The organism is Alkalihalobacillus bogoriensis ATCC BAA-922 (genome assembly GCF_000621445.1).
Taxonomy (GTDB): domain Bacteria; phylum Bacillota; class Bacilli; order Bacillales; family Bacillaceae_F; genus Bacillus_AO; species Bacillus_AO bogoriense.
Map to the genome: position 1 here is coordinate 126332 of NZ_JHYI01000012.1, position 25599 is coordinate 151930.

The 25599-nt window shown below is 36.1% G+C and carries 13 protein-coding genes; 2 read left to right on the forward strand and 11 right to left on the reverse strand.

Annotated features, from left to right (window positions below; all coding sequences use genetic code 11):
- Position 1: 1 nt before the first annotated feature.
- The 4 genes from T323_RS0105520 to T323_RS0105535 all read right to left on the reverse strand — a co-directional run bounded on the left by T323_RS0105520 (position 2) and on the right by T323_RS0105535 (position 4750).
- Positions 2-1474 carry an ATP-dependent helicase ComFA gene (locus T323_RS0105520; protein WP_026672380.1) on the reverse strand — a complete coding sequence of 491 codons (1473 nt, stop codon included), beginning with the start codon at positions 1472-1474 and terminating at the stop codon, positions 2-4.
- A gap of 314 nt (positions 1475-1788) precedes the next feature.
- On the reverse strand, positions 1789-2637 hold the full coding sequence (gene fakB / locus T323_RS0105525) for a DegV family protein (protein ID WP_026672381.1): 849 nt from the start codon (positions 2635-2637) through the stop codon (positions 1789-1791).
- A 198-nt stretch (positions 2638-2835) separates the two neighbouring features.
- Positions 2836-3537 (reverse strand): response regulator, encoded by a 702-nt coding sequence (locus T323_RS0105530; RefSeq protein ID WP_026672382.1) that lies wholly within the window; start codon positions 3535-3537, stop codon positions 2836-2838.
- Between the two features lie 82 nt (positions 3538-3619).
- A complete protein-coding gene (locus T323_RS0105535; protein WP_026672383.1) occupies positions 3620-4750 on the reverse strand; it encodes a sensor histidine kinase in 1131 nt (376 codons plus the stop codon).
- Positions 4751-4991: 241 nt separating this feature from the next.
- Here T323_RS0105535 and T323_RS0105540 point away from each other — a divergent pair, with 241 nt between their 5' ends.
- Positions 4992-5624, forward strand: coding sequence for a YigZ family protein (locus tag T323_RS0105540; RefSeq protein WP_026672384.1), 633 nt, complete (start codon positions 4992-4994; stop codon positions 5622-5624).
- 171 nt (positions 5625-5795) lie between these two features.
- A complete protein-coding gene (locus T323_RS0105545; protein ID WP_026672385.1) occupies positions 5796-6818 on the forward strand; it encodes an LCP family glycopolymer transferase in 1023 nt (340 codons plus the stop codon).
- 47 nt (positions 6819-6865) lie between these two features.
- Here T323_RS0105545 and T323_RS0105550 read toward each other — a convergent pair whose 3' ends face one another.
- From T323_RS0105550 to T323_RS0105580, 7 genes are all read right to left on the reverse strand, one after another.
- Positions 6866-7969, reverse strand: a complete 1104-nt coding sequence (locus T323_RS0105550; RefSeq protein ID WP_051556388.1) for a glycosyltransferase family 4 protein — start codon at positions 7967-7969, stop codon at positions 6866-6868.
- Between the two features lie 900 nt (positions 7970-8869).
- Positions 8870-9808, reverse strand: coding sequence for a GDP-mannose 4,6-dehydratase (locus tag T323_RS0105555; RefSeq protein ID WP_026672387.1), 939 nt, complete (start codon positions 9806-9808; stop codon positions 8870-8872).
- 23 nt (positions 9809-9831) lie between these two features.
- The gene (locus T323_RS0105560) at positions 9832-11214 is read right to left on the reverse strand and encodes a sugar transferase (RefSeq protein WP_026672388.1); all 1383 of its coding nucleotides are present in this window, start codon (positions 11212-11214) and stop codon (positions 9832-9834) included.
- 1181 nt (positions 11215-12395) lie between these two features.
- Complete coding sequence (locus T323_RS27820) at positions 12396-16061, reverse strand: N-acetylglucosaminidase (protein WP_169737874.1); 3666 nt, start codon at positions 16059-16061, stop codon at positions 12396-12398.
- Between the two features lie 231 nt (positions 16062-16292).
- Entirely contained in the window at positions 16293-19169 is a 2877-nt protein-coding gene (locus T323_RS27825) for a M14 family metallopeptidase (RefSeq protein WP_051556390.1), read from the reverse strand.
- Between the two features lie 287 nt (positions 19170-19456).
- Entirely contained in the window at positions 19457-21820 is a 2364-nt protein-coding gene (locus tag T323_RS26065) for a glycosyltransferase family A protein (protein ID WP_169737875.1), read from the reverse strand.
- 230 nt (positions 21821-22050) lie between these two features.
- Positions 22051-25596, reverse strand: coding sequence for a glycosyltransferase (locus tag T323_RS0105580; protein WP_026672389.1), 3546 nt, complete (start codon positions 25594-25596; stop codon positions 22051-22053).
- Positions 25597-25599: the final 3 nt, after the last annotated feature.

Sequence of the window (25599 nt, forward strand, 5' to 3'; positions counted from 1 at the left end):
TCTATTCTCCTTTATTCATATATTCGATATGTTTTTTTGCCGCCACCATGGCTTTCGTTTTCCCATAATGAAATAAACAAATATCACCCGTAGGATATGTTGCACTTCTCCCGACGCGTCCCGCGATTTGAACAATCGCTGCTTCTGTAAATACTTCATCTTCTGCACCAAGAATAGCCACATCAATATTTGGTACAGTAACACCCCTCTCTAAAATCGTTGTCGTAATTAAAAGTTGAATTTCATTCGCTCGAAATTTCTTCACTTTTTCATGACGGTCTGGGTCTTCTGCATACACTCCTTCACAATCAATGTTTTTGACTTTTAAAATATGAGTGACATCAAACACGTGTTGGATAGACGGGACAAATAAAAACATTTGCTTTTGTTTTTGGATTCGTTGTTCACACCAGGACACAACGTTTTTTGGGAGTTTTTGTTTTTGTAGTTGTTTTTGCCAATGACCACACCATTGAAATCTCGGTACAGATAAGGGGAACCCATGATAGCGCCGTTTTATTGTTATTGCTTTTAATGAGTGTTGTTTTACTTGTTGTTTTAAAGAGCGTGAAGGAGTAGCTGTTAATAAAATTTGAGAAGAGGAAGGCTTTTTTGCTTTTTCAACAGCATAGGAAAGGCTTTTATCAAAAGAGAAAGGGAAAGCATCAACTTCATCAATAATCATGACATCAAACATGTGATAAAAACGCAGAAGTTGATGTGTCGTTGTAAGGTAAAGTCGGCCGCTCTCTGATTTTTGTGGACTTCCTCCATATAAGGAAACGAGGTTTGTTTTTGGAAAAGCTGATTTAAATCTAGGAGTTAACTCAAGAACAACATCTGTCCTTGGGGTGGCAAGCGCGATTCGTTTACCCGCTTGTAAGGCGGTTTTGATCCCTTGAAAAAGGAGTTCGGTTTTCCCCGCCCCACAAACAGCCCAAATGAGAATGTTGTCATTTTCTTGTATTGTTTGTTCAATCGCAGCTGATGCGTGTTCTTGGCGAGGAGATAATGTCCCTTGCCAGTCTAATATGTCTTCCATTTTTGCATCTGGGGGCGGACCTGTCCATGAGAAAAGCGGCGTACATTGTGAGATTCGGCCGAGCATAATACAGTGGCGACAATATATACATTTGCACTCGCACCTAGCACACTGGAATGTGGCAAACTTTCTTTTTTCACGATTCCCACAACGGTTACATACCGTTTGGTTGTTTTGTGGAGTGATGCCACGGTGATATTGGATATAGCCGTTTTCATAGTGGAGTTGTAATTCTTCGATGGAGAAAGGGAGTTCATCAAATGTGAGTTGTTTTCCATAGAGGATTTGTTGTAATTGCTCGTTACATGAAAACGAAAGATTGAGTTGGTGTGGCTTAATCGAATCGATATGTGAGATTGGTACAGCCTGTGAGTGAAATGGAGAAAAAAAAGAGGGAGTAAGGAAACCTTCCGGTGAGGAGATGAAGCGCAAAGGGAAAACTCCTTTCAAATTAATGTATTAGGTGAGCAAGTGAAAATCTAACGGACCTCCGATCCGCTATTTTAGTCATTTATCCTATTTTTCAGAAGCTATCAGACATCTGTTCCGTTATCTCTGGAAAAAACAAGGATTCAGGCGCCATTTTGGCCAAATAAGAGAACTGATGTCCGATACGACAAGAAAACACCCCGATTTTCATAAAATAAACGGTACATATGTCCGCACGGCCTCACCCTAGACCCCAACGCCAAACACACAAAAAGAAAAGCACACAAACTAATCGTTGCATGCTCCTCTTAGGATGATTATTTAACTGTGTTCCAACCGATGCCAATACTACCTTCACCAAGATGTGTTCCAATAACCGGGCCGAAATAGCTTAATGATACTTTTGCATTCGGATATTTTTCTTGTAATTCGGTTACAATCTCTTGGCCTTTTTCTTCACAGTTTGCGTGAATCACTGAAATCTGCCATGAACCATTAGAAACATCTTCGTCTAACATTGTATAAATTTTGCCGAGTGCTTTTTTCGCTGTTCTCACTTTTTCAAACGGCACGATTTTTCCTTCAACGAAATGTAAAATCGGTTTAATTTTTAATAAGCTTCCAACAACAAGCTGAGCAGCATTTAAACGGCCACCACGGTGCAAATGATTTAAATCATCAACAACAAAATATGCTTTTCCTGTTGTTTTCATTTCTTCAAGCCTTTCTAAAATAGCATTCACTGGCTTCCCTTCTTTTGCAAGGGATGCTGCTTCTACTACAAAAAAGCCTTGTGGTGAACAGCTAATTTCAGAATCAAACACGTGAACATTGATGCCTTCTACCATTCCTGTTGCGCTAACTGCTGTTTGGAATGTACCACTAATGCCACTTGATAAGTGAATCGAAATGACATCCTCATAACCTTCTGTTTTTAATTGTTCAAACAAATTCACGAATAAACCGATCGCAGGTTGAGAAGTTTTCGGAAACTTATCTTCCGCTTTCATCATCGCATAGAACTCATCAGTCGTCATATCGACGCCTTCTTGGTAAGACTCTTCGCCGATGACGACATTTAACGGTACAACGTGAATATCGAGCTCATCAATGACTTGTTGTGGTAAATAAGCGGTACTGTCGGTGATAACGGCAATTTTACTCATATGCATTTCCTCTCTTTTCTCTATATACTTGTCCCTTATTCATTACTATTACATTCTAGTGTACTGTATTCACCAAAAGATTGCGATTATCCTCTCTCATTTTTACAAATGCTTACACTATTGTAAAATACCTTCTGTCAGAAACTTTTGTACCAAAACAAAAAGGACAAACAGAATGTCTGCCCTTTTGCTGTCAGCTTAATTTACTTTAACCCATCCATTTTTAATAGACTCGACAACTGCTTGTGTTCGATCGTTTACATTCATTTTTTGTAAAATATTACTTACATGGTTTTTAACTGTTTTTTCACTAATATATAATGCTTCTCCGATCATTCGGTTGCTATGTCCATCCGTCATAAGCTGTAATACTTCACACTCACGACGAGTTAAAATATGTAGAGGTTTACGGTACTCAACCTCTTTAAATCCAATTTCTGTTTCGTCATTTTCATCTTCTTGAGCAAGACGTCTATATTCATTAATTAAATTGTGAGTGACTTTTGGATGAATGTACGCTCCGCCAGCACCAACAACTTTTACAGCCTCAATTAAAGCATCCGCATCCATTTCTTTTAAAAGGTATCCAGCTGCCCCTGTTTTTAATACATGTGTTACATATGTTTCATCATCATGAATCGATAAAATAAGAACTTTTACATCTGGGTAACGGTCAATAAGCTCACGAGTCGCTTCTACTCCATTAACTTGTGGCATATTAATGTCCATTAAAATTACGTCAGGTTGGTATTCTTCCACAAGATCGACCGCTACTGCTCCATCTTCACCTTCTGCAACAACTTCAAAACCTGCTTCCATCGCTAAAATCCGTTTTACACCTTCACGGAATAATTGATGGTCATCAATAATTACAATACGAATGATATCTTGTTCATTCATTTCTTTCACCTCTTCACCTTAGTCATCAACTTTATCTTTTTTCTTATTTACTTACTGTTACTACCATATATATCGACAAGCTTTACTCGGTAATCAATGGGACTGAAATAAAAATTGTAGTACCGACATTTAACTTGGAACTAATTTTAATTTCGCCTTTTAACATATTCACTCTTTCTTTCATACCTATAATGCCAAATGAACCTTCTTTCTTTTCATTTAAATCAAACCCACTGCCATCATCTTTAATAAAAATCACAGCACGCTTTTCTGAGATTTCAATTTTCACTTCAATTTCAGTAGGGTTAGCGTGTTTACTAGCATTTTGTACAGATTCCTGCACTAGGCGAAACAGGGCAACTTCAAGCTGCTGAGAAAGCCTTTGTTCTTTCCCAATATTCCGGAAACGAACTTTAATTTTTGTATGCTCGGCAAATGTTTTTAAATACTTTGATAATGTAGGTACAAGTCCTAAATCATCTAACGCCATTGGCCGCAAGTCATAAATAATTCGACGAACTTCAGCCAATGAAGCTTTTACCATAATCCGCAAATCACGAATTTCTCGTAAGGCCTCTTCAATTCCTTTTTCATTATAAATCCGTTCGACAATTTCAGAACGTAAAAGAATATTGGCCATCATTTGAGCTGGACCATCATGAATTTCTCTCGATAGTCTTTTTCTTTCATCCTCTTGAGCCTCAATGATTTTTAGACCAAATTCTTGCTTTTCCTTTGCGTCCTCAACAATTTCGCCAAATTGTCGCAAATCTCCTGCTAGAAAATTGTAAACGACTGACATTTGTGTCGATAATGTTTCTGAACGCTCAATCGTGTCTTTTAACGTGAGCAATCTTCTTTCTATTGTATCTCTACGATCACGTAATTGTTTTTCCTCTTGACGTAATATCGCTAACTGGACTTGATATTCATTTGCTTGTTCGTATGCTGTACGCACCTCTTCGTTTGTGAATTTATTGAAATTCTTACTTACTTCCACTAATCGAGATCTCGCTAATTTAGCATGAACATCTGTACGATCGGCTCTATCAATTAATTCGCCTACTTTCAGACGAACCTCGACAAGTTCCTTCTCAAGCTCTTGATATTCATTCCGTGAATGTTCCCCAATTTTAAAAATTTCTTCACGACTAGCTCCAACCGTATCAATCGTCTTTGTAATTATCTGTTCCAACATCTGCTTTTCCGACAAAGACAACCACCACCCTCTATAGTTACATTCATTATCATATATAAAATCTATTAACATCCGAAAACCTTTCGAATCGATAATAAAATAATAGATTACATGGATTTGGTTTTTTCGATGTAATATGATAATTTTATCATAATTATTTGAGTGGTAAATTGACAAATTTAGCTTACCACTCTTATATTACATCTTTGTTTCTAATTTGTGTAAAAATATGAGACAGAATTTGGAGGGTTTCCTAGTGCTTACATCCTATTATACAGTGAAAAAATCAGGGGAACACGAAATCAGCATTCAAAAATCACGCTTTATTACCTATATTAATCGAGTGAAAAATGAGCAAGAAGCCTTGGACTTTATTACAACAATAAAAAAGAAACATGCTGATGCCAATCATAACTGTTCTGCTTATGTTATTGGTGAACATGATGAAATCCAAAAAGCAAATGATGATGGTGAACCAACAGGAACAGCAGGTGTTCCGATTCTTGACGTATTAAAAAAACGGAAACTAAAAGATACGGTTGTTGTTGTGACAAGATATTTTGGTGGCATTAAATTAGGAGCAGGTGGGTTAATTCGCGCATATAGTGGTGCAACAAGCGAAGGGCTCCAAGCGATTGGTATTGTCGAACGGAAATTAATGCAAATCATGAAAACGTCAATCGACTATCACTGGTTAGGTAAAGTCGAAAACGAACTGCGTCACTCACAGTACCCCCTAAAGGAAATTCATTATTTAGATCAAGTTCATGTCGAAACATATGTGCCATTTGAGGAACAAGACTCATTTTTAGATTGGATGACGAATGTAACAAATGGTCAATGCATAATAGTGAAGGAAGACATCGACTATTTAGAGGAGGATATGTAACGGCTTTCTTTCTAGTTGATCCTAGTTTTTACTAAATCTACTGATTTCGATAGATAAAAACAAAAAATACAAATATATTACAATATCTATGTTTCTCTTTACGACAATGTAATTCTCCTTTAGAATAGTGGAAGGTTTTATTTTATATTAGCGAAAAGAGGAATTTATAAAATGAGTGAACCGATTACAAGAAGACAAGACAAAAAAACGACTTCAAAGCGAAAAACGTTTTTAAAAGTTTTACTTCTTATAGGAATGTTTTTATTTATAACAGTAGGTGGAACAACAGCCTACTTCGTTTGGAAACTAGATAATGTAGCAACCGGCTCTCAACAAGAACTAGAACGCGGTGACAAGTCAGAAAAGCGAACAGAAGCTGTTAATCCAAGTAAAGATAACATATCGATTCTCTTATTAGGTGAAGATGCTCGTCCAGGGGAAACTCGAGCACGTACTGATGCAATCGTTGTTGCAACGTTTAATAAAACAGAAGGCTCTGTCGTTTTAACAAGCATCCCTCGTGACTCGCGTGTGGAAATTGTAGGAAGAGACCATTTAGATAAAATTAATCATGCTCATGCATATGGCGGAGTCGATATGACAATCGATACCGTTGAACAATTTTTAGATATTCCGATTGATTATTTTGTGAAACTTAATTTTCAATCATTTGTTTCCGTCGTTGATGCATTAGGTGGCATCGAAGTGGAAGTACCATTCACATTTGAAGAAAAAGATACAAACAATAACTGGATTACACTACACGAAGGTGTTCAAACATTCAACGGTGAAGAAGCACTTGCTTATACCCGGATGAGAAAGCACCCTCAAGGAGGCGGTGACGTTGGTCGTGGTCAACGTCAACAACAAGTTATTGAAGCGATGATAACAAAAGCCGCCTCATTCTCATCGATTACTCGTTTTGATGATGTCATTGATGCTGTAGGTGAAAACTTACAAATGAACTTGTCGTTCGGAAACATCATTGCCCTTCATACGTATGCAGCATCATTAAATAATATTGAAATGCTTCAAATTGAAGGCGATAATTTAATGCTTGATGGAATATATTATTATGAACCAAAACAAGAGTCAGTTGAAGAAATTCGCCAACGGCTTCGTCAACATCTCCAATTAGACGCTCGTGTTGTTTATAATGACAAACCAGAAGAAATCATCACAACTCAAAATTAACAAATCAAGATGTATGAATGGATCTAATCTCTGTTCATACATCTTTTTTATCGTTTTGGATTAAACACACGTTTACTTCGAATCGGTGTTTCTTCGGACAGAAAAATGCGTTTCATCGCATTAATGAGCGGCTGCCGTTCTTGTCCCATTAAGCCGATAAACTCAGCATATACTTCCACAACAACAAGTAAAACAGTTAACAATAACAGCGATGCCCACAACGTCGTATTCGTAAACAATATCGCACACAGCCCGAAAAAGAAACTAAACCCGTACACAATAAGGACTGTCTTGCGATGACTATACCCCATTGATAATAAACAGTGGTGCAAATGCCCTTTATCTGCCATATAAATTTTTTGTTTATTCAAAGTACGCCGAATAATGGCAAACACCGTATCAAAAATAGGAACAGCCAATATTATAATCGGAATTAATAAACTAAATACCGTCACACTTTTAAATAAACCTAATATTGAAATAACGGCAATCGAATAACCAAGAAAAAGTGCACCTGTATCACCCATAAATATTTTTGCAGGGTGAAAATTAAACAATAAAAAACCTAGCGTACTGCCAATTAATAATACCGATAATGAAATAATAAACAAATGATTACCTGGATCAATAATCGCCATGACGACAATCGATGAAATCGCAATAACCGCAACACCACCGGCTAGTCCATCAAGTCCATCAATTAAATTGATGGAATTCGTCACACCGACTATCCATAGAACAGAGATAATATAACTGAAGATTCCTAATTCGACACCACCTACAAAAGGTAAATCAATCGAATTTATCATAATGCCTGAAGTGACAACAACCGAAGCCGCTACAAGCTGTAATGGAAATTTCAGCTTAGCAGAAACGTTATATTTATCATCTAAGATTCCTGTTAGAATAATGATGATGGCCCCAATAATGACAGGATATAAATACTGATTTTCAAGGTTAAGATATAAAAGTCCAGCTGCAGTACCTGCAATGATCGCCAATCCACCTAAACTCGGAACAGGCGTGTTATGAACATTGCGTTTATTCGGTTTATCGACAATCTCAAAGCGTTTGGCCAATTTTATAATCAAAGGAATGGAGAAAATTGAAGCGACCAAAGAAATTAAAAAAGCAATGAATAATGCCGTCATATTTCCACCTCCTAAGACGTACATAAACAATTCTTCCTCTATATCTTTACCTATTTTCCATTCTTTAAACAAGCGAACCATTTCCAACTGCTAAAGAAGAAATCAGTTACGCTTCTCGTATCGGACACCTGTTCCGTTAAATTATGAAATTCCAGCCTTTTGCGATTCTTATCGGACATCTGTTCCGCTAGTTATCCATATTAGTCAGAAAATCATTGCATTATCCTAACTTAACGGAACAGTTGTCCGATAGCATTTAAAAAAACAGGAAATATTGTATAAATAGAGGAACAGATGTCCGTTAATTTTTCTCGGAGCTTTACATAAGAAAAACGCGGAGCGTCTTTTCGTTTCAAGCGAGTGTATGATGAAACAACAAACACATCCCATGTCCCATTTTTGCGGTCAGAGCAGCCGTTATTTGTTAACATGATACGGGTTTCCGTTTTTTAGCGGCCACAGGAGCGCTTATTCACGCAAAAGCCAAACTATTTCTAGCGATATTTTATGAATAACGGCTCCTGTGTCCTCCAAAGTTCCAAAACGCTAGCCATGTTCACAGATAACGGTTTTCATGGCCGCTTTCTTACCATAAACAACAAAATTGCTAACGCGATAAACCCGTCCAAGTTTTGAATGATTCACTGGGGTCTTTTCTTGCTGTCTCATAGTACTCATTTATTAGAGCATTGTTATACACAAGTCGACTATTTTATAGTTTCCTACACAATAAGAAAAGTGCGAAGCCCTGCCCGCTTTTGACAGTGAACCACAAGTGCTCTTCTTGGGGTGAAACGAGCAAGTGCGCAGCCTTCGCTCTTCTTGAATAAGCTTTCAAAGCTTCGCTGCTAGACCAAAAATTTTCTTATTAAAAAAAAAACGATAACAGCACTCACACTGTTATCGTCGTTTAGACCATTCAATTGTTTTTTCAAGTCCTTGCTCTAATGATACCGTTGGCTTCCAACCTAGTGTACTCTTGAGCTTGTCATTAGCAAGGTAACTTACCTTTATATCACCTGGACGTTCCTCTTCAAATTGTGGGGTATACGAAACGCCAACCCCGTTACAAAGGATTTGTAATAAAGAAGCGATGCTTGTTTCTGTATTTGTACTAACATTAAAAACCATCTCATTTACGTTGCCTTCAGACAGTAAGCACCGTAAAACCGCTTGTGCAACATCTTCAACATAAACAAAATCTCGTGTTTGTTCACCATCACCATAAACGACAACTTGTTTACCTGCAAGAAGCTGGTCAATAAAAATGGTGATGACCCCAGCTTCCGTAGCTATACTTTGCCTTGGGCCATACACATTTGCAAATCGTAAAGCAAACACATCAAAACCATATAAGCGTCCATATGCTTTGATATATTCTTCAGCAGCTAATTTAGACACACCGTAAGGAGATAGTGGCTGCAGCTTTTCTTCTTCCTTAATAGGCAATGTATCGACTGGGCCATACACAGCTGCTGAAGATGCATATATAAATGTTTTTATTCCATATTGGCGAGCAAACTCTAACACATGAATCGTACCGTCAATATTAATCGTAGCATCCATAATTGGATTTTCCACTGAAGGTCCTACTTTGCTTTGGGCGGCTAGATGGATAATGTCTGTAATTCCTTGTTGAGTAAAAAACACATCTTCCAATTTTTCTTTTTCGGTAATATCAACTTCATAAAAGCTAACAAGTTCACTTTGATTTACATATTCGAGCTTTCCTGTGCTTAAATTATCGACAATGATAACTTCTTTGCCTTGCTCAACAAGTTGGTCAACGACATGAGAACCGATAAAACCAGCCCCGCCGGTTACAAGTACTTTGCCCATAGCTAAAGCCTCACTTTACCCCATTACACGATCGTAACATCTGTTTTAGTTTCGTCAGTAACGGAGTTGGTTTTTTTTACTTCTGTCCCTTCCGCTTTGGACTTATCAAAAAGGACGATAAATGTTTTTAATAAAATGACAATATCTAACCAAAAACTATAATTACGAATATAGTATAAATCGAAGCGTAGTTTATCATGTACTTCAGAGCTATATTTCCCCATAATTTGCGCATAGCCTGTAATTCCAGGTTGAACCGTATTTCGATACCCATAATGGTAAATTTCTTTCGATAATTGTTTGATAAAAAATCCGCGCTCTGGTCGTGGACCAACAAGCGACATATCACCTTTTAGTACATTAAACAGCTGTGGCAACTCGTCTAAACGTGTTGCTCTCATAAATTTTCCGACTTTTGTAATTCGGTCATCGTTTTCCGTTGCTAGCACAGGACCGGTTTTACTTTCTGCACCTTCAATCATCGAACGGAATTTATAAATCATAAACGGCTTATTGTTTTTCCCGTAACGCTCTTGTTTATAGATAATACTTCCTTTTGGGTCTTCTAATTTCACCAATAAAGCGGTAAGCAATAAAACCGGTGAAATGAGAATAAGGATAAAAACAGAGGAAACAATATCAAAGATTCGTTTCAGTACAGCTTGGTCCCATGTTAAACCAAACGGCTTTACTGACATCACTAACGTATCATCAAATGGTGTCACACTTGCTCGTTGCAACAATAGTTCATACAAACTTGGAATCGTGTAGACAAGTTTATTACATTCCATCGCATGATAAATAATTTTTGATTTTGTTTCTTTACTAATATTCGTACACAACATGACATAATCACTATGAGTAATATGCTGATGGATTTTATTCATCGGTGTTGTTGGTTGAATATGAGTAACATGAGTCCCTTTTAGCATCGGGTGTTTAATTTTCCCAATCATACGCTGGGCACTTTCATCATCCCCAATTAATAAAACACGTCCAACAACTTTCCCTCTTGTTAATTTAATGTACGTCCATTTAAACATAATCATAAGAAAAATCATGAAAAACATTGCAATTAAAATAACAGAACGTGGCATAGCAAATTCACGGAATAAATAAGATGCTGACATCGTTAAAAACGACATAAAAATAACCGCAATGACGATTTTCACACTTATATCCCATAATGTATTTTTACGATCTAATGCGTACAATTCATAAACAGAAATAAAAAACAATCCAATTAATAAAATCCAAGGCAATAAAGAAATAAAGGAATCCCAGTTTTTTTGTGGAAATCCATGATATCGAATGTAAAAAGCAGAAATATAAGCGACTAAGATACAAATAAGATCTCCAAGTATAATGATGGCTTTGTGGTTTTTCAATTCACTAATATTAGACATTATGAATTTCACCCCTTTTTCAGCTGACAAATCCCCCGCTAAATATGGTAGATTTTGTCTATTTATCTATTTATTAATAACAATTTCGACAAATACAAATCATAGATAACTATACTATAGAATAGCAAGGAAGAAAACAAAAAGATAGGTACTGGTAGGAAATTAGAGATTTTTACAAATAAAACCTTTATAAAAAAGCCACTGAATCGACCATTGTTTTGACCATTACAGTGACTTTTCACTTCTTTAATTAAACGTGTTAAGAACTAATGGTATTCTCAACAACTGACTTTTGAAGTTTGTCATTTTAACTTGTTCTTTTTCAAATCAAATTCAATCATCTACGACAAAATATAACATAATGATTTTTTATTTTATATTAAGTTTTGTTGTGAACCCTCCCTCGACAACCTGGATTTTATCATTATAGATAAACTTATTTTTGAAGTGTAATACTATTCAGGCACGATGACCTTAATTTCATGTTACAGCCTTATAAGTAATGATTTCAATTAATAGCCTGAGTGAATTGAACGAACGATTGGTTAGTATTTTTACCCATGTTTGAATTTTTGTTTTACGGATAATCATTGTTTTAAAATCTACTTCTAATGTAACTCCATCATATTATAACTTGCTTAAGAAACTAACCTTTTTTTGATAAAAGCGTCTGTTACTGAAGTTTTTTCTAAGCATTTAGAAGTAAATTGTCAAAAGAACGACTTTAAATAGAGATTTTCGGTTTTGCTTTAAATTTTGATGAAGATACTTTGTATTCTTATATGTTGCCATAATATGATTTACAGTTTTGAAATACAGTTGTCATAACCTCTTGGCACTAACCATAGATTTTTGTTTACGTAAACAACTGCTCTCATCATTTTATTTTTTTAATCAACTTGTTTGTCAACAGGACAACGCATCCATCTCTTTTATTTTCAACTATTAAAGAAAAACGCATGTCCTTCTTATCTTTTCAAGCGAAATGCGGGGCCCTACCCTCCTTTGACAGTGAACCCCAAGCGCTCTTCTTGGAGTGAAGCGCGCAGGTATGGAGCCTTCCATCTACTAGAGTAAGCTTTCGCAACTTCACTGCTATACCAAAACTTTTGTACTTTCTTATACGAAAAAAAAGCACTTAAGTTTCAGTATATTGAACAGAAACTTAAGTACTTTAAATCTTATCTATACTTAGGTATATCAAAGTGTAATATTGGATTATCCAATTGGTTGTAAAGATTTTTTATACTTGGAATTTGCTTAGTTGCCCATTCCATATCAGTAGCATATTGCTTTACCCCCGGCCTTGCAGGATTCCATCTCATTTTGTATAGTGTGTTTTGTTTATTAGCATTATGAATATAATCTTCACCAATAAACTTTGCTCCGCCTATTATAGCTGCTTCCGGGCTAAACCAACCTTGATTATAAGCATAAATTGCACCCATTTCTTTAGCAGCACTGTCAAATGCTCCAATACCAAACATGTTGTAAGTAGTTCTTACATTTGATAAATTATTCCTGTTTGACGAAGTGGCTAATACAAGGTTTCCATTAGAATTTCTTCCTACATCAATCCCAGTAGCTAATTCAGAATTTCCATTACCCGTTTCTAATAAAGCATGAGCAATCAAATATACTTCATTTACAGAGTGCTGACGTCCTGCATCTATAAATGCTTGACCTTTCCCATCTAAGATACCTCTCCCAGCAAGAATTCTATTCAACTGAGAAGAAGGAACACCAACACTTGATGATAGAACAAGATGTTGAAATATATCATTTTGGTTTGGATCCATGAAAGGTTCAAAATCAACAGTCTTAGCATTTCTCCACGTATCAAAGTTAATTTCATACCATTTATTGCTAGTGCCAACTGTTGTGCCAGTCACTTCCCTAACAATAGCAACTTGACGGTCTTTGGCAATTCGTCCAAAATTGTGGCTCGAATTAGAAGCTTGTTCTCTAACATTTCCATTTGTTGTTAGAACAGCCACTCGTCCAACATTAACAAGTGAGGTATGAACGTATAACGTTTGATTGTTATAAGTGACCCTATACCACTTGTTGCTAGTACCTACTGTCGTACCAGTCACTTCACCTTGTATTACTACTGTTGTCCCACTATTAACAGTAGCGGCAATATTATTATTGTTTGCTGTACTAGCTGAGGTGCGTAACCGTGTTCCATTCGTATTGACTACCCCACGTTCAACTACATTTGCTAATGAACTATGGATAAAGCCCGTTCGATTCCGATATCGGTCGGTTTGCGGAGGGGGATTTAATGATAATTGAATAGACAACGCATTTGCAAATGTTGAGCTTACTTGCGTATACGTAATAATTTCTCTGTCATTAATATAGCCCTTCTCTGCTAAATCTAACAATCTTCTTGCTTCATTTTTAATATTATTATGAACACCAATTGCGTTAATAATAAATTGATATCTACCAATCGCTGTATCAAAATTTCCTTTTTTGTGCTCTTGGCTAGCCCAATCTAATAAAGCTTGTGCACTTTCATTAATCCCGTTTATAAACCTTTGTTCTGAGGAATAAAGAAGGTGTGCATCAGTAAATAGCTCTAATCTTATTGAAGCAGTTGGTCCATTAGAAGCAATATTTTGCAATTGGCTAACAGTAGGGATACGATTTCTTTGTTTTGCATAACCTAAACGTAATTCCACTTCTCTTTTTAATAATTCAGGTAAAACAGGAGCTGATAAAATAAATTCAAAGCGTTCAACCGCAACACCATATCGTCCATTTTGGTGCTCTGTTTTAACCCAATTTAAAAGAGATTGTGCACTCGTTGCAATCCCTTCTTCAAAACGACTATCATCAGGGAAGTAGTTATACCCAACAATAAAGAAAGATAGTCTCTCAGACGCTGTGTTTTGCTGATTCGCTAACTCTGCTAAACGATTGGCTGTCACTTGCTCTCGGTTCTTTGCAAATGCGAACGCTACTTGAACTTCCATCGAAATATCATTTGACAGTGAAGGAGCAAGCAGAATTGTTTCATAACGATCAGCGGCCGTGCTAAAATTGCCTTGTTGATGCTGGCTTCTAGCCCAAGTATACAATGATTGAGCACTTGTATTAATACCATTCACAAACCTAGCATCATTAGGATACAATATGTGACCTGCACTAAAGCTTGATAATCTGTCTGATGCTGTTGATTGATTTCCTGCTATTTCGTGTAGCTGATTTGCAGAAGGAATTTGTACATTTCGCTTCGCATAGGAAAGTCTAATTTCCAACTCTTGTTTTAAAGAATTCGAAAGAACAGGTGCAGTTAAAATCAATTCAAAAGATTCTACTGCATTTGCATAGTTTCTTTGCTGGTGCTGTGAAACAGCAGACACTAATAATGCACTCGCTGTAGTCTCAATTCCTGATACAAATCTCGAATCACTTGGGTAAAACTCATAACCTTCAATTAAAAGACTCAATCTCTCTTTCAAATCCGTCTTCTTCATAGCAGAATCGTATATTGCATCTGGACTCCTTCTACCTGCCCTTGCATCAGCTAGATTTCTTTCTGCCTGCTGCCTCAAACTCGAACTTAACTTAGGTGCAGAAAGGATAAATTCATATCGTCCTATTGCAACATCAAAATGTCCTTGTTGGAGTTGAGTATTTGTCCAATTCATTAATGAACGAGCACTTGTATTAATTCCAGATTCAAATCGGTTATCACTTGGATATAGATAATACCCATCGATAAACATTTCAAGCCTTTCTGAAGCTGTTGATTTGTTTTTCGCCTGAGTATTAAATTGGTCTGCGTTAGGGACTTTTACTCTTTGCTGAGCAAACTTCCGTCTAACTTCTGCTTCTTTCTTAATACTATTTGAAAGAACTGGTGCAGCTAAAATATAATCATAGCGCCCAACTGCCACATTGTATTGCCCTTGTTGATGTTGTTGTCTAGACCAAACTAACAATGCTTGTGCACTCGTATTAATTCCTACTTCAAACCTTTTATCTGCCGGATACGTTTCGTAACCTGTTATAAAAGCAGCTAATCTTGCTGATGCAGAAGATTGCCTACTTGCAAAATCATGCAACATATCTGGAGAACGTTTCCCTTGTTTTGCATAATTAAGATTTGATTGCGTTTCATTTTTAATACTTGAGCTTAATGATGGTGACGCTAAAATATATTCATAGCGGTCTATCGCAATCGCAAACTGTCCTTCAATGTGTTGGGAGGCTGACCAATTTAACAAAGCTCTTGCACTTGTATTAATTCCATCGCTAAATCTTTTGTCAGTTGGATAAAGTCCAAACCCATCAATATACATGGCAAGACGCTCTGAAGCCGTTGATTGCGATCGCGCTACGGTATTCATGTCGTTAGCCGAAGGAATTCGTTTATTGGCTTTTGCATATTTCAACTTCACTTGAACTTCACGTTGAATTTCTTCAGTAAGAACTTGAATAGGTAACAAAGCTTCATAACGTTCAATAGCAACCGCAAACTGTTGTTGTTGATGTTGTTGTGTAGCCCACATTAACAATGACCTTGCACTGGAGTTGATGCCATCAATAAATCTTGCGTCATTTGGATACCGTTCAAAACCAGAAAGATACATTTCTAGGCGCTCAGTAGCCGTTGATTGCGAAGCAGCACGTTGTAGCCACTCATCAGCATTTCTAGGTTCAGAAGAAGCAAGTTGTACTGTTGTGCTCTCCTCTTCAACCATTGCCTCATCAACTTGAAAACTTTCTTCTTCTAGTAACTCTTCAACTACAATTTCCTCATTTAGAAACTCTTGGTTACTCTCATTCTCATAGGCATATATCACTTGAGAGTGTGATAGATTAGGAACCAACAATAAACTCACTATTAACTTTTTCATAAAGCGATTGTAGTTTCTCCCTCCTTTACTACCAATTTAGTAAAATTGATAGCATTATATATATTTCTTCTTTATAATAATTTATTTAATTTGCTATGTAAATGGTGAATTCTACAAAATTCCCCATATTTCTTTTAATATAAAGCTTTTTCACGCAAAAAAAGTCGACAAAGCGTAAACTTTGTCGATAGTAGTAATATTTCCTTATCTTCTATTTCGATTTGTATAAGCCTCATCTGCCACAATTAGTCCTACAGAATCATTTTGTCTCCATACACGGTCCCAATTTGATACTGGTACCGGTCTGTCACCAACATACGGAGAAATTTCCAGTGTAAAACCTGGCTTTTTATATTGAACTGCAAACCAACTTGCAAATCCACCACCACTAGTGCTTCTCGTAACATCAATTATTGGGTATCCAGTTTTATTAGACACTGTTCTCGTTAATGGACCTGGGTTTCTAGCAAAAATAACTTCACCAGAAGAATGATAGTCAATAATGGTTTTTAAATGTTGGTTTTCTTGAACAAAATTATACATAGTAATCGATTCAGGCTCACTAAGTGGTCTTGGACCTTTATACATACTTGGGCTCGGTCGACCAGGATTGTTTGTAATCGTGTTCCAAAAATGTGGAAACTGTCGATTCAAGTCTACTCCTCTAGCATTCGCTTTCCAAGGTGCAAAGTTATTGCTGCCACCATTAATTCTTACAGCCTCTTGAGCAATACGATTACTGTTTAGTGCATTAGCGCCTTGTTGAACTAAAGTTACTCCATCCGGATTTACCATCGGAACATACCAAATACTTGTCCGGTCGAGCACTTGCTTTACATCAAAACCACCAAAACGATTACCATTGGCATAAGCAAAAGCATATTCATCAATTTGCTTCATAATGACATTCGTTGTCATATGTTCTCTTGCATGATTAGAACCATTAATAAGAACTTCTGTGCTACCTCTACCTAATTTGACTGCGTAAATATTTCGGCCATCAAGTGATTTCCCAAGAACTTTCGTTTCAATTAATCCTGGGTACATTCTCTCTAATGCACGAATGTCATTTTCCATTTGTCGATAAGTGTAATTCTGTACTTTTGCATTTACGATTCTTTTTATTTCTACTAAACTACGTCGCTCTTCTGCTAAGTTTAAATTAAACCTTGCCTGGTCTCGAATTGATTTTGGAACTTCAGGAATTCCAATTAAATGCTTATAACGACCAATTGCCGCTTGGAAATCTCTCGCTCTATGTCTTGATTCAGCCCAGTCTAGTACACTACGTGAACTAGCTGCAATTCCATCAGCAAATCTTTTATCATTCGGATAAAACAAATGCCCCTCTAGATAATGAGCTAAACGTTCAGATGCTGTTGACTGATTTCTCGCTCTATCGTTTAGTTGGTTTGCAGTTGGTACACGTTGACCTCGCTTAGAATAACTAAGCCTTGCTTGTGTTTCTTTTTTAATCGCATTTGATAATACTGGCGCAGATAAGATAAACTCATACCTTCCAGTAGCAAGGGAAAATTGACCTTGTTGATGTTGCTGCCTTGTCCATGTTAATAAAGCATTTGCACTATCATTAATTCCTGTTTCAAACCTTTTATCATTTGGATATAATTGATAGCCTTCAATAAATTTTTCTAAGCGTTCAGTTGCTGTAGATTGACTTCTTGCTTCTTGATGTATTTCGTTTGGAGTTGGAACCTTTTTATTTGCTTTTGCATAGTCGAGTTTCATCGTAACCTCATCTTTAATCGACCTACTCACTTTCGAAAAAGATAAGATATACTCATATCGATCAACAGCAAGACTAAAATTTCCATTACCATGTTGTTGACTTGTCCAATTTAATAATGCTCTTGCACTATCGTTAATTCCTTTTTGAAAACGACTATCATTTGGAAAAAAGAAAGAACCGTCGTCAAAAGAAACTAGTCTTTCTGAAGCTGTTGCCTTATTACTAGCAATTTGAACGAATTCATTTGCTGTAGGAACTCTTTGTCCCTCTGATGCAAACCCCAATTGAATAGTGACCGTACGTCTTAACGAATTACCTAGAGCTGGAGAGGCTAAAATAACTTCATACCTTCCAATTGCTGTTTGAAATTGGCGCTGTTGATGTTGCTGTGTCGTCCAGTTCAACAAAGCTCTGGCGCTAGTGTTTATCCCTTCACCAAATCGAATATCGTTTGGGTATTTCTCATAACCATCAATAAATGCTTCTAATCTTTCTGATGCAGTTGATTGTCGTTGTGCATAATCGAACAACAAATCAGGTGTTAAAGTTTCTTGAACCGCGTAATTCAACTTTCTTTCTGTCTCTCTTCTTATTGTGTCAGATAAGAGAGGAGATAAAAGAATTTTTTGATATCTCTCTACAGCAACGTCAAAATGTCCATCTCGATGTTGTTGTGTGGCCCAGTTAAATAAAGCCAATGCACTATCATTTATTCCTTTTTCAAAACGATTGTCGTTTGAATATAAATAATACCCTTCAATATACAAATCTAATCTTTCTGAAGCTGTTGAGCCATTTTTTGCTATTGTGACAAATTGAGTTGCTGAAGGTATCTTTTTATTTTCCTTTGCATACCTAAGTCTAACCTCAGACTCATTTTTCAACAGCTCATTAAGACCTGGGGAATCAAGTATCGTTTCATAACGGTCAATTACAATCCCAAACTGGCCTTGGTTATGTTGTTGATTGGACCAATTTAGTAATGCTCTTGCACTGTCATTAATCCCCTTTACAAAACGTTGATCTGATGAATATTGCAGATAACCTGCTACAAATTCTTGTAATCTCTCAGATGCTGTTGTTCTAGATTGGGCAAAAGCCAACCAATCATCCGCTGACCGTAAGTCAACATTAGTTACAGATACTTCCTCTTCTTCTTCTTCATTTCCCTGTAAATCCTCAACTACCTGCTCTTCTGTTTGGTTTAGTTCTTCTCCTACCTGCTGCTCTGTTTCAAGTTGCCCACTACCGCCTTGATTTGTACTCATCGCATGGAATGAATGAGGATAAATCAAAACCCCAACCAAGAGTAATGTTATGATTCTTTTCACTATCTTCTCCTTCTGATCACACTCCATTTGTCATGATCGTAATTTTAGGTTTCATAGATTGACACAATTAAATAATAGTAGATTAATAACATAAAGTAAATCATAATTTTACATAAAAAATTACTTTTCTCCTAGAAAAATTGAAAATAACCTGTTCAACAAGACAAAAATTAGTACAAAGTATTCATCCTTTCTTCTGTACCTTCATAAATGAAAAAGAGAATGCACAGAAGAGCGTATAGAACTCTTGTAACATTCTCTAAGATACCAACGATAGTTTTTATTATTTACTCGTCTTCCACTGTTGATTGAGTAAATTGTATTTTGTTTGTTAAACATTCATTTAATCTAATGGCATGCCTCGTATAGCCGAAGTTCATTTCTACGTAACGCAGCGCTTTTCCTGATTGTTGTTTATAGAGTGTTTCATCTTCCATCAGTGCATCTATCTTTTTTAATACTTCAAATGGTTCTGCATAAATAGCGGCTTCACCAAATAATTTTTGGTAACTATGAGGTAAGATTACAGGTACACCAACTGCCATCGCCTCTATAATAACCCTTCCAAAGGATTCAACCCAGTCTGGATGCGTATAATAGACAAATACATCTAGTTTTGATAGAAACTCTTTCGGGTGTATTTCACCAAACTCGTATACATGCCAGTTATTTGGTTTATATCCAATAACTCTCGTTGGATTAATTGCTCCTCCTAGAATATACACTTCATACTTTTTTGAATCAGGATAAATCGCAAGTAACTCTGATTTTTTTACCGGCCATTTAACTTCATGGTCTCTTGAGTGTCGACCAATTTTGGTTTTACTTTCCCTCAAACTTAATTGTTCAGGGCGCTTCCACTCTTGCAAATGAATAACATTTGCCCAATCTTCATCGGAAAGAGTAATCGCGCTCAAATCTTCTTTATGATAATCGTACAAAGCTTCTCTAACCAATGGGCCTATCGGGTACCATATGCCCTTTTTTTCAAAATACCTAACTATATGTTCTTGACTTTGTTTTAAATCATACCGAAGAACCGCATTGGGACCGTAGTCACTCATAGGTGGTTGATTTATAATAATCCTTATATGATTGGCTTTAACATTAGGAACATATTTCTGCCACTCATGCAGAATTGGAGGATAGCGAATAATCAACACATCACAAGAAACTTTTTCTTCAAACACAAGCATTCGGACAGTGTCTCCGTCAATCTCTTCACGAACCTTCGGATTCACAGTTTTACTGGGATCAACATCATACCTTGCCATTTGGATTAAACCTGTTTTTATCCCCATAAGCTTTTGTGCCTTTATTTCTTCAATATTTGATATCGTGCTCCCACCAACAAGTCTAAAATCTGATGCTATAATCACATCAAAATGTTTTCTTTGACTCACAACATCATTTCCATTTAGTAAAGAAAAAGGAACAGGAATAACACGATTAGGATTTTCTTTGTTTAAGAATAACGAATCCGCATGTTCATGAAAATAAGTAAAGCTTTCTAAATATTCTTTTTGAACCCCTATTCGATATTTGTTTGAAAAGGTTACATTGTATTCACAAAAAAACGAGTTTCTTTCTAACTTAAAGGAAACCGGTCCTGTACTTAGAGGGACATACGCTTTCTCACCAAACAAATGTTGGATTCTTTTTATGTATTCATACTCAGCCCCGTGTAGGACTTCATCAAAAAATCCTATTTCTTTTAAAACGTTTTCCCGTCTAAACATCAGCGACAAAAGATTAGTATGAAGATAGTAGCCCGCATGCTTCCATCTATAAAAATGAAATTGTTTATTTGTCCAAACCATTTGTGATGTATTAGCCATTACAGAATTGTGATTTATCAAGTGTTCGGTTTGCTTTTTTATTCTCTCCGGGTGAACCCATTCATTATCCGTAACAATCGTTACAAATTCTCCATCTGCCATATCCAATCCAATGTTCAATAGTTCAAAAAAAGTCTTCTCAGCCTCTGTTTGATAAATCTTAATCCTATGATCATTATAGTTAGTTACAATATCCGTTAATTGTTGGTTATTGTTATCACTTAATAACACAACTTCAAAATTTGACCAAGACTGTTGCAGGATTGACTCTAAGGTTGAACAGATTTCTTCTTCCCCACCCCTTGTTGGAACAAGTATGGAAACTTTAGAAGCCTGTGGGGTGCTATCCTTTTTTACACCGTGTAGTAAAGTAAATATATTTTCATCTTCATCTTTCTTCACCGATAATGCATCTAGACCAAATAAATGTAGTGCTTTATTTACATGGTCGACTTTACAAGTGATGTCTTCTGTTATGTTCGAAGCGGAAAAAAGGAGGTTGACATTCTCTTCTCCTTTGATGCATTTTTCTAACATTTCAACAGCTTGTGTATTTTGTTTCAACTTAAGAAGGCAGTCTATCTCTACAACTGCCTTGTCATAAGCTAACTTTGCCTTTTTCTTAAGATTTATTTTTTGAAGGTATTCTAAGCTTTTTTTTACACTATGTTCATCTTTTGCTTCCGCATGCCATAATGCCAATTCCCAAAATGCTTTGTTTTTTACTTTTGGACCACTGTTTTCGCTAGCTAAGTTTTCAATTTCAACGAGTTCTTTTTCAATAAAACCAAGTGAAAAAAGTCGAGTTTTCATCTTTTCCAACCTTTGAAGAGTATAGCTTTTTGACGGAAAAAGAACTCGTTTTATTACTTCCTTTTGTCGCGTAGACAGTCTTTTAGAAATTTTCTTTTTATAATCGGAATCAAGTTTGCTTTCAACCCAACCTAGAAAAGATAGAAGAAGCTTTCCAAGGTAACTATTAAAGAAAATTCTATATATTTTTTTCAAAATATTTACCATAACTTTTCCTCCTGAGCGAGAGGTCACGCTTCATTTACATGATTTTTTCGTATTTCTTCCAACCGTTCTTTAAAGGAAGAAATACTACAATGATTTGCCACAAATCTTTTTGCAGCAGATACCTTTGCCATATACAGTTGTTCAGACCCCCAAATTTCTCTTACTACTTTTACTACATCGTCAGGGTTTGCATAGGTTGCTGCATTCCCAAAATGAATTTCAAACTCTGGTGGTAGTATCACAGGTAATCCCGATGCCATAGCCTTTAATATCGGGCGACCGAAATCATAGTTGTACTGTTTTGATGGGTAATATACATAAAAATCAATATTACTTAAAAAGTCTGTCTCTGCCACTTGGTCATCTGAACTAATCGTCCAATTTTCAGGTTTTTCACCTAACAAATTAATTGGTCTCTCCGCACTACCATAAATATGTACATCATATTCATTTGACATACCATATACCGATTGAATCGTTGTAGCAATTGATGACCACGCCAAATTATCGTCTTGTCCATGACGCCCTATGACCGCCTTCTTTCCACTGCCTCCTTGGAAACTTCGACTTCCCACATCATTTGATAACAATAGAAATGGAGACCAAATCTCATCGCTTACAAATAAATACCTTTCATCTTCTTTCAGATATTTTTGGACTAATGGAGAAAGTGAAATCCATTTCCCTTTACTATGGAAAGCTGCTTCTAAATGTTCTCTTGCTACCTCCGGACTAAAAGTTTCTTTATGTTCGATTGAACCAATAAGTACAAGAACATTATTACTTTTAACTTCAGGTACACTGTCTATTTGATGCTTTAAAATCATTGGATTTCCTACTATCAAAAATTCAGCCGACACACTTTCACCTGGAACAAGAATTTCAATATCATTATCTTGTGCCACTTGGTAAAACCTAGGATTAATCGGGTCATCACGATAATCATCATATCGATCCCAATGAAAGACTCCGACTTTCTTACCAGCTTGAACAGCAGCTACTATATAATCTATTGTTGTACTAAAGTAATCATCTTCAGCACTAAAGTCAGAAACATAAACAATATCATATTCCCTTACTTCAGGCCTTTTAAAATAATTCATAACCGGTGCTGGAAATGTGCGTTCACGGCTTTTGGTATTAACAAATAACGGCTCATTTGTACTATAATTTGTATGCCACCATTGTGCAGCATCTCTATACACTCTTCTTAAACCAAACTTCACTGTACGAATATGTGTTGCCTTCGACCTCGTCAATGAGGTGTCACTTGATAATGAGAAAGATAGCGGTAGTGTTGGTCTATGGACTAACACGCTACCTTTACCATACACCGTTTCAATTCTCCAAAAGAACTCTGTATCACCAGTTACTCGTACAACATCCCACCCTCCCATTTTCTCAATAACCTCTCTTGGAAAAAGGAGCGATGATAAATTCCGTTCAAAGTATGTACCTTTTGGAAACCAAGGGCCAACAAAAGTCATATCATCATACACACGTGCCCAATATGAAACAACAGCGACATATTCAGGCTTATTCAAGAGCGCACGGATTTGACTTTCAATTTTTTGAGGGTGTGACCAATCATCACTATCGTGGACTGTTACATAATCACCGGTAATATAATCAAGTGCGGTATTCCTAGCTGAGTATGCCCCTTCATTTTTCTCTTTCCTAATAAGCTTTACCCTATTATCTTTTGCAGCATAAGAAGAAATAACCTCACAAGTATTGTCTGGGCTACAGTCATCTACAACTATAATTTCTATGTTTTTCCAAGTCTGATTTAATAAACTATCTAGTGTTACACCAATCATATCTTCAGCACTATACGCTGGAATGATAATCGATACTTTCTCTTTTTGTGATTGTTCAAACTCAACTGAACTATTTTCAAGAATAGAGTTGTCAGCGGTAATATTAGAAAGACTTAATGGTTCTTGATTATTTTTCTTAATAATCGGCAAATACCCTGAGTTCTCAAAAACGTAGTTAACCCATTTCAGCTTTTCTTCCTCAGTGTCTTTCGTATTCGCTACGGCTAAACACAAATCAGGATTATATCCATGAATTTCTATTGCTTCCTCAAGCAATGCTTTTGCATCATCAATTCTCTTAAGCTTCATGAAACATTTTACTTTCATCACTATACGCTCTATATCATTCACTTTACTAGGGTCCAATTTATTAATTAACTCTAAGTTCGCCAAAGCATTATCGTATTTTTCATTAGCAAATTCCCATCTCATAAGTGCCCAAGAAGCTTTAATTCTTTCACGGTTTGTTTTCTTCTCGGATAGCATAATTTGCTCGAGCTCCTCTTTTGCATAAGTCGAGAATCCGCCCCATAACTTTTTGTCTAACGTTGTTGCTTTAATTTGTTTCTTTTTTACCGCACTATTTCCCTTTTTCAAAGAATTTCTTTTCTTCCTTTTAAGCCCTATACCCGTTTTTATTGTGTCGACAACTGTTCTAACCGGGTTTAAATATCTCCATGTTCGACTAGAAAGAATATTATTATATCGCTTTTCGAGTTGGCGGTATTCAGCAACTAATGTTTCATATTTTTCTTTCTCATCCATCATGTCAAATTGATATTGCCTAATTTGACTTTGATATTTACGGATCTCATCTTTAAGAGAATCTTTTTCGCCTTTCAATAAATTTATTTCATCATTTAATATTTTTTGTCTTTCTTTACTTTCTTCATAATTCTTTCTTACTCCAGCTAATTTATTTTTTAACTGTTTCCATTCAGGATGAGCTTTAGCTACTGTTAAAGACCGTTCAGTTAAAGCGTAAATCCCCTCGTCACCTTCTAGAACACCAAATTCAGTTGAATGTAGATCTTTTATAAGCTTATGAAAATCTTCCACAACATAAATAGAAGTTTGGAATGTATGTGAGGTTAACTTATATCCTACACTTCTTAAATAATTGTAAATTTCGCTCTTTTCTATCCCAACCGATTGTAAAGAATAATCTTCAACGAGGATCATTAAAGGCCGATATAAAGACCAATCATTAGACTTTAACGCTTGAAGATCTTGCCCTTCAATATCAACGTTTAATAAGTCAATTGTTTTACCCTTTTCCACATGAGTAAAAAAAATATCTTTTAAAGAAATAACTTGCACCTTTTCTTCCCCTACTATTTCTTTACCTCTGTTTAGTTGTCTCTTTAAGTTTTCTTCAGATATTGTATTAATCGTCTTTTCCTTAAATTTATAGAACGTCGCTTCTCCTGCACTCTCACCGACTGCAGCGTTAATATTTATATCACCAGGTCGCTCCTCTTTAAATAAATCGATTGCTTCAGATGAAGCATCGACATTTATACCACTCCAGCCAAAAAATCGATGGAGTAAATATGTATTTGAATATTTTCTTGGACGAAAAGCTCCTACATCAATGTAAAATCCATTTCTTTTCTTATTAAATAATTTTATGACAGTTGCATCTTCACCTGCCTCACTAAAGTAAAACGAAACATCTTCTGTAGATGCTACCGATAAATATTCTTTTGGTGTTAGCTTACTCCCATAAAACTTAAACATATTAGACATTAT

Excerpts from the sequence above, each read along its gene's own strand:
- fakB (WP_026672381.1), bottom strand. The coding sequence starts at position 2,637 with ATGAGTAAAATTGCCGTTATCACCGACAGTACCGCTTATTTACCACAA.
- T323_RS0105530 (WP_026672382.1), bottom strand. The coding sequence starts at position 3,537 with ATGAATGAACAAGATATCATTCGTATTGTAATTATTGATGACCATCAA.
- T323_RS0105545 (WP_026672385.1), top strand. The coding sequence starts at position 5,796 with ATGAGTGAACCGATTACAAGAAGACAAGACAAAAAAACGACTTCAAAG.
- T323_RS0105550 (WP_051556388.1), bottom strand. The coding sequence starts at position 7,969 with ATGACGGCATTATTCATTGCTTTTTTAATTTCTTTGGTCGCTTCAATT.
- T323_RS0105555 (WP_026672387.1), bottom strand. The coding sequence starts at position 9,808 with ATGGGCAAAGTACTTGTAACCGGCGGGGCTGGTTTTATCGGTTCTCAT.
- T323_RS0105560 (WP_026672388.1), bottom strand. The coding sequence starts at position 11,214 with ATGTCTAATATTAGTGAATTGAAAAACCACAAAGCCATCATTATACTT.
- T323_RS26065 (WP_169737875.1), bottom strand. The coding sequence starts at position 21,820 with ATGAAAACTCGACTTTTTTCACTTGGTTTTATTGAAAAAGAACTCGTT.
- T323_RS0105580 (WP_026672389.1), bottom strand. The coding sequence starts at position 25,596 with ATGTCTAATATGTTTAAGTTTTATGGGAGTAAGCTAACACCAAAAGAA.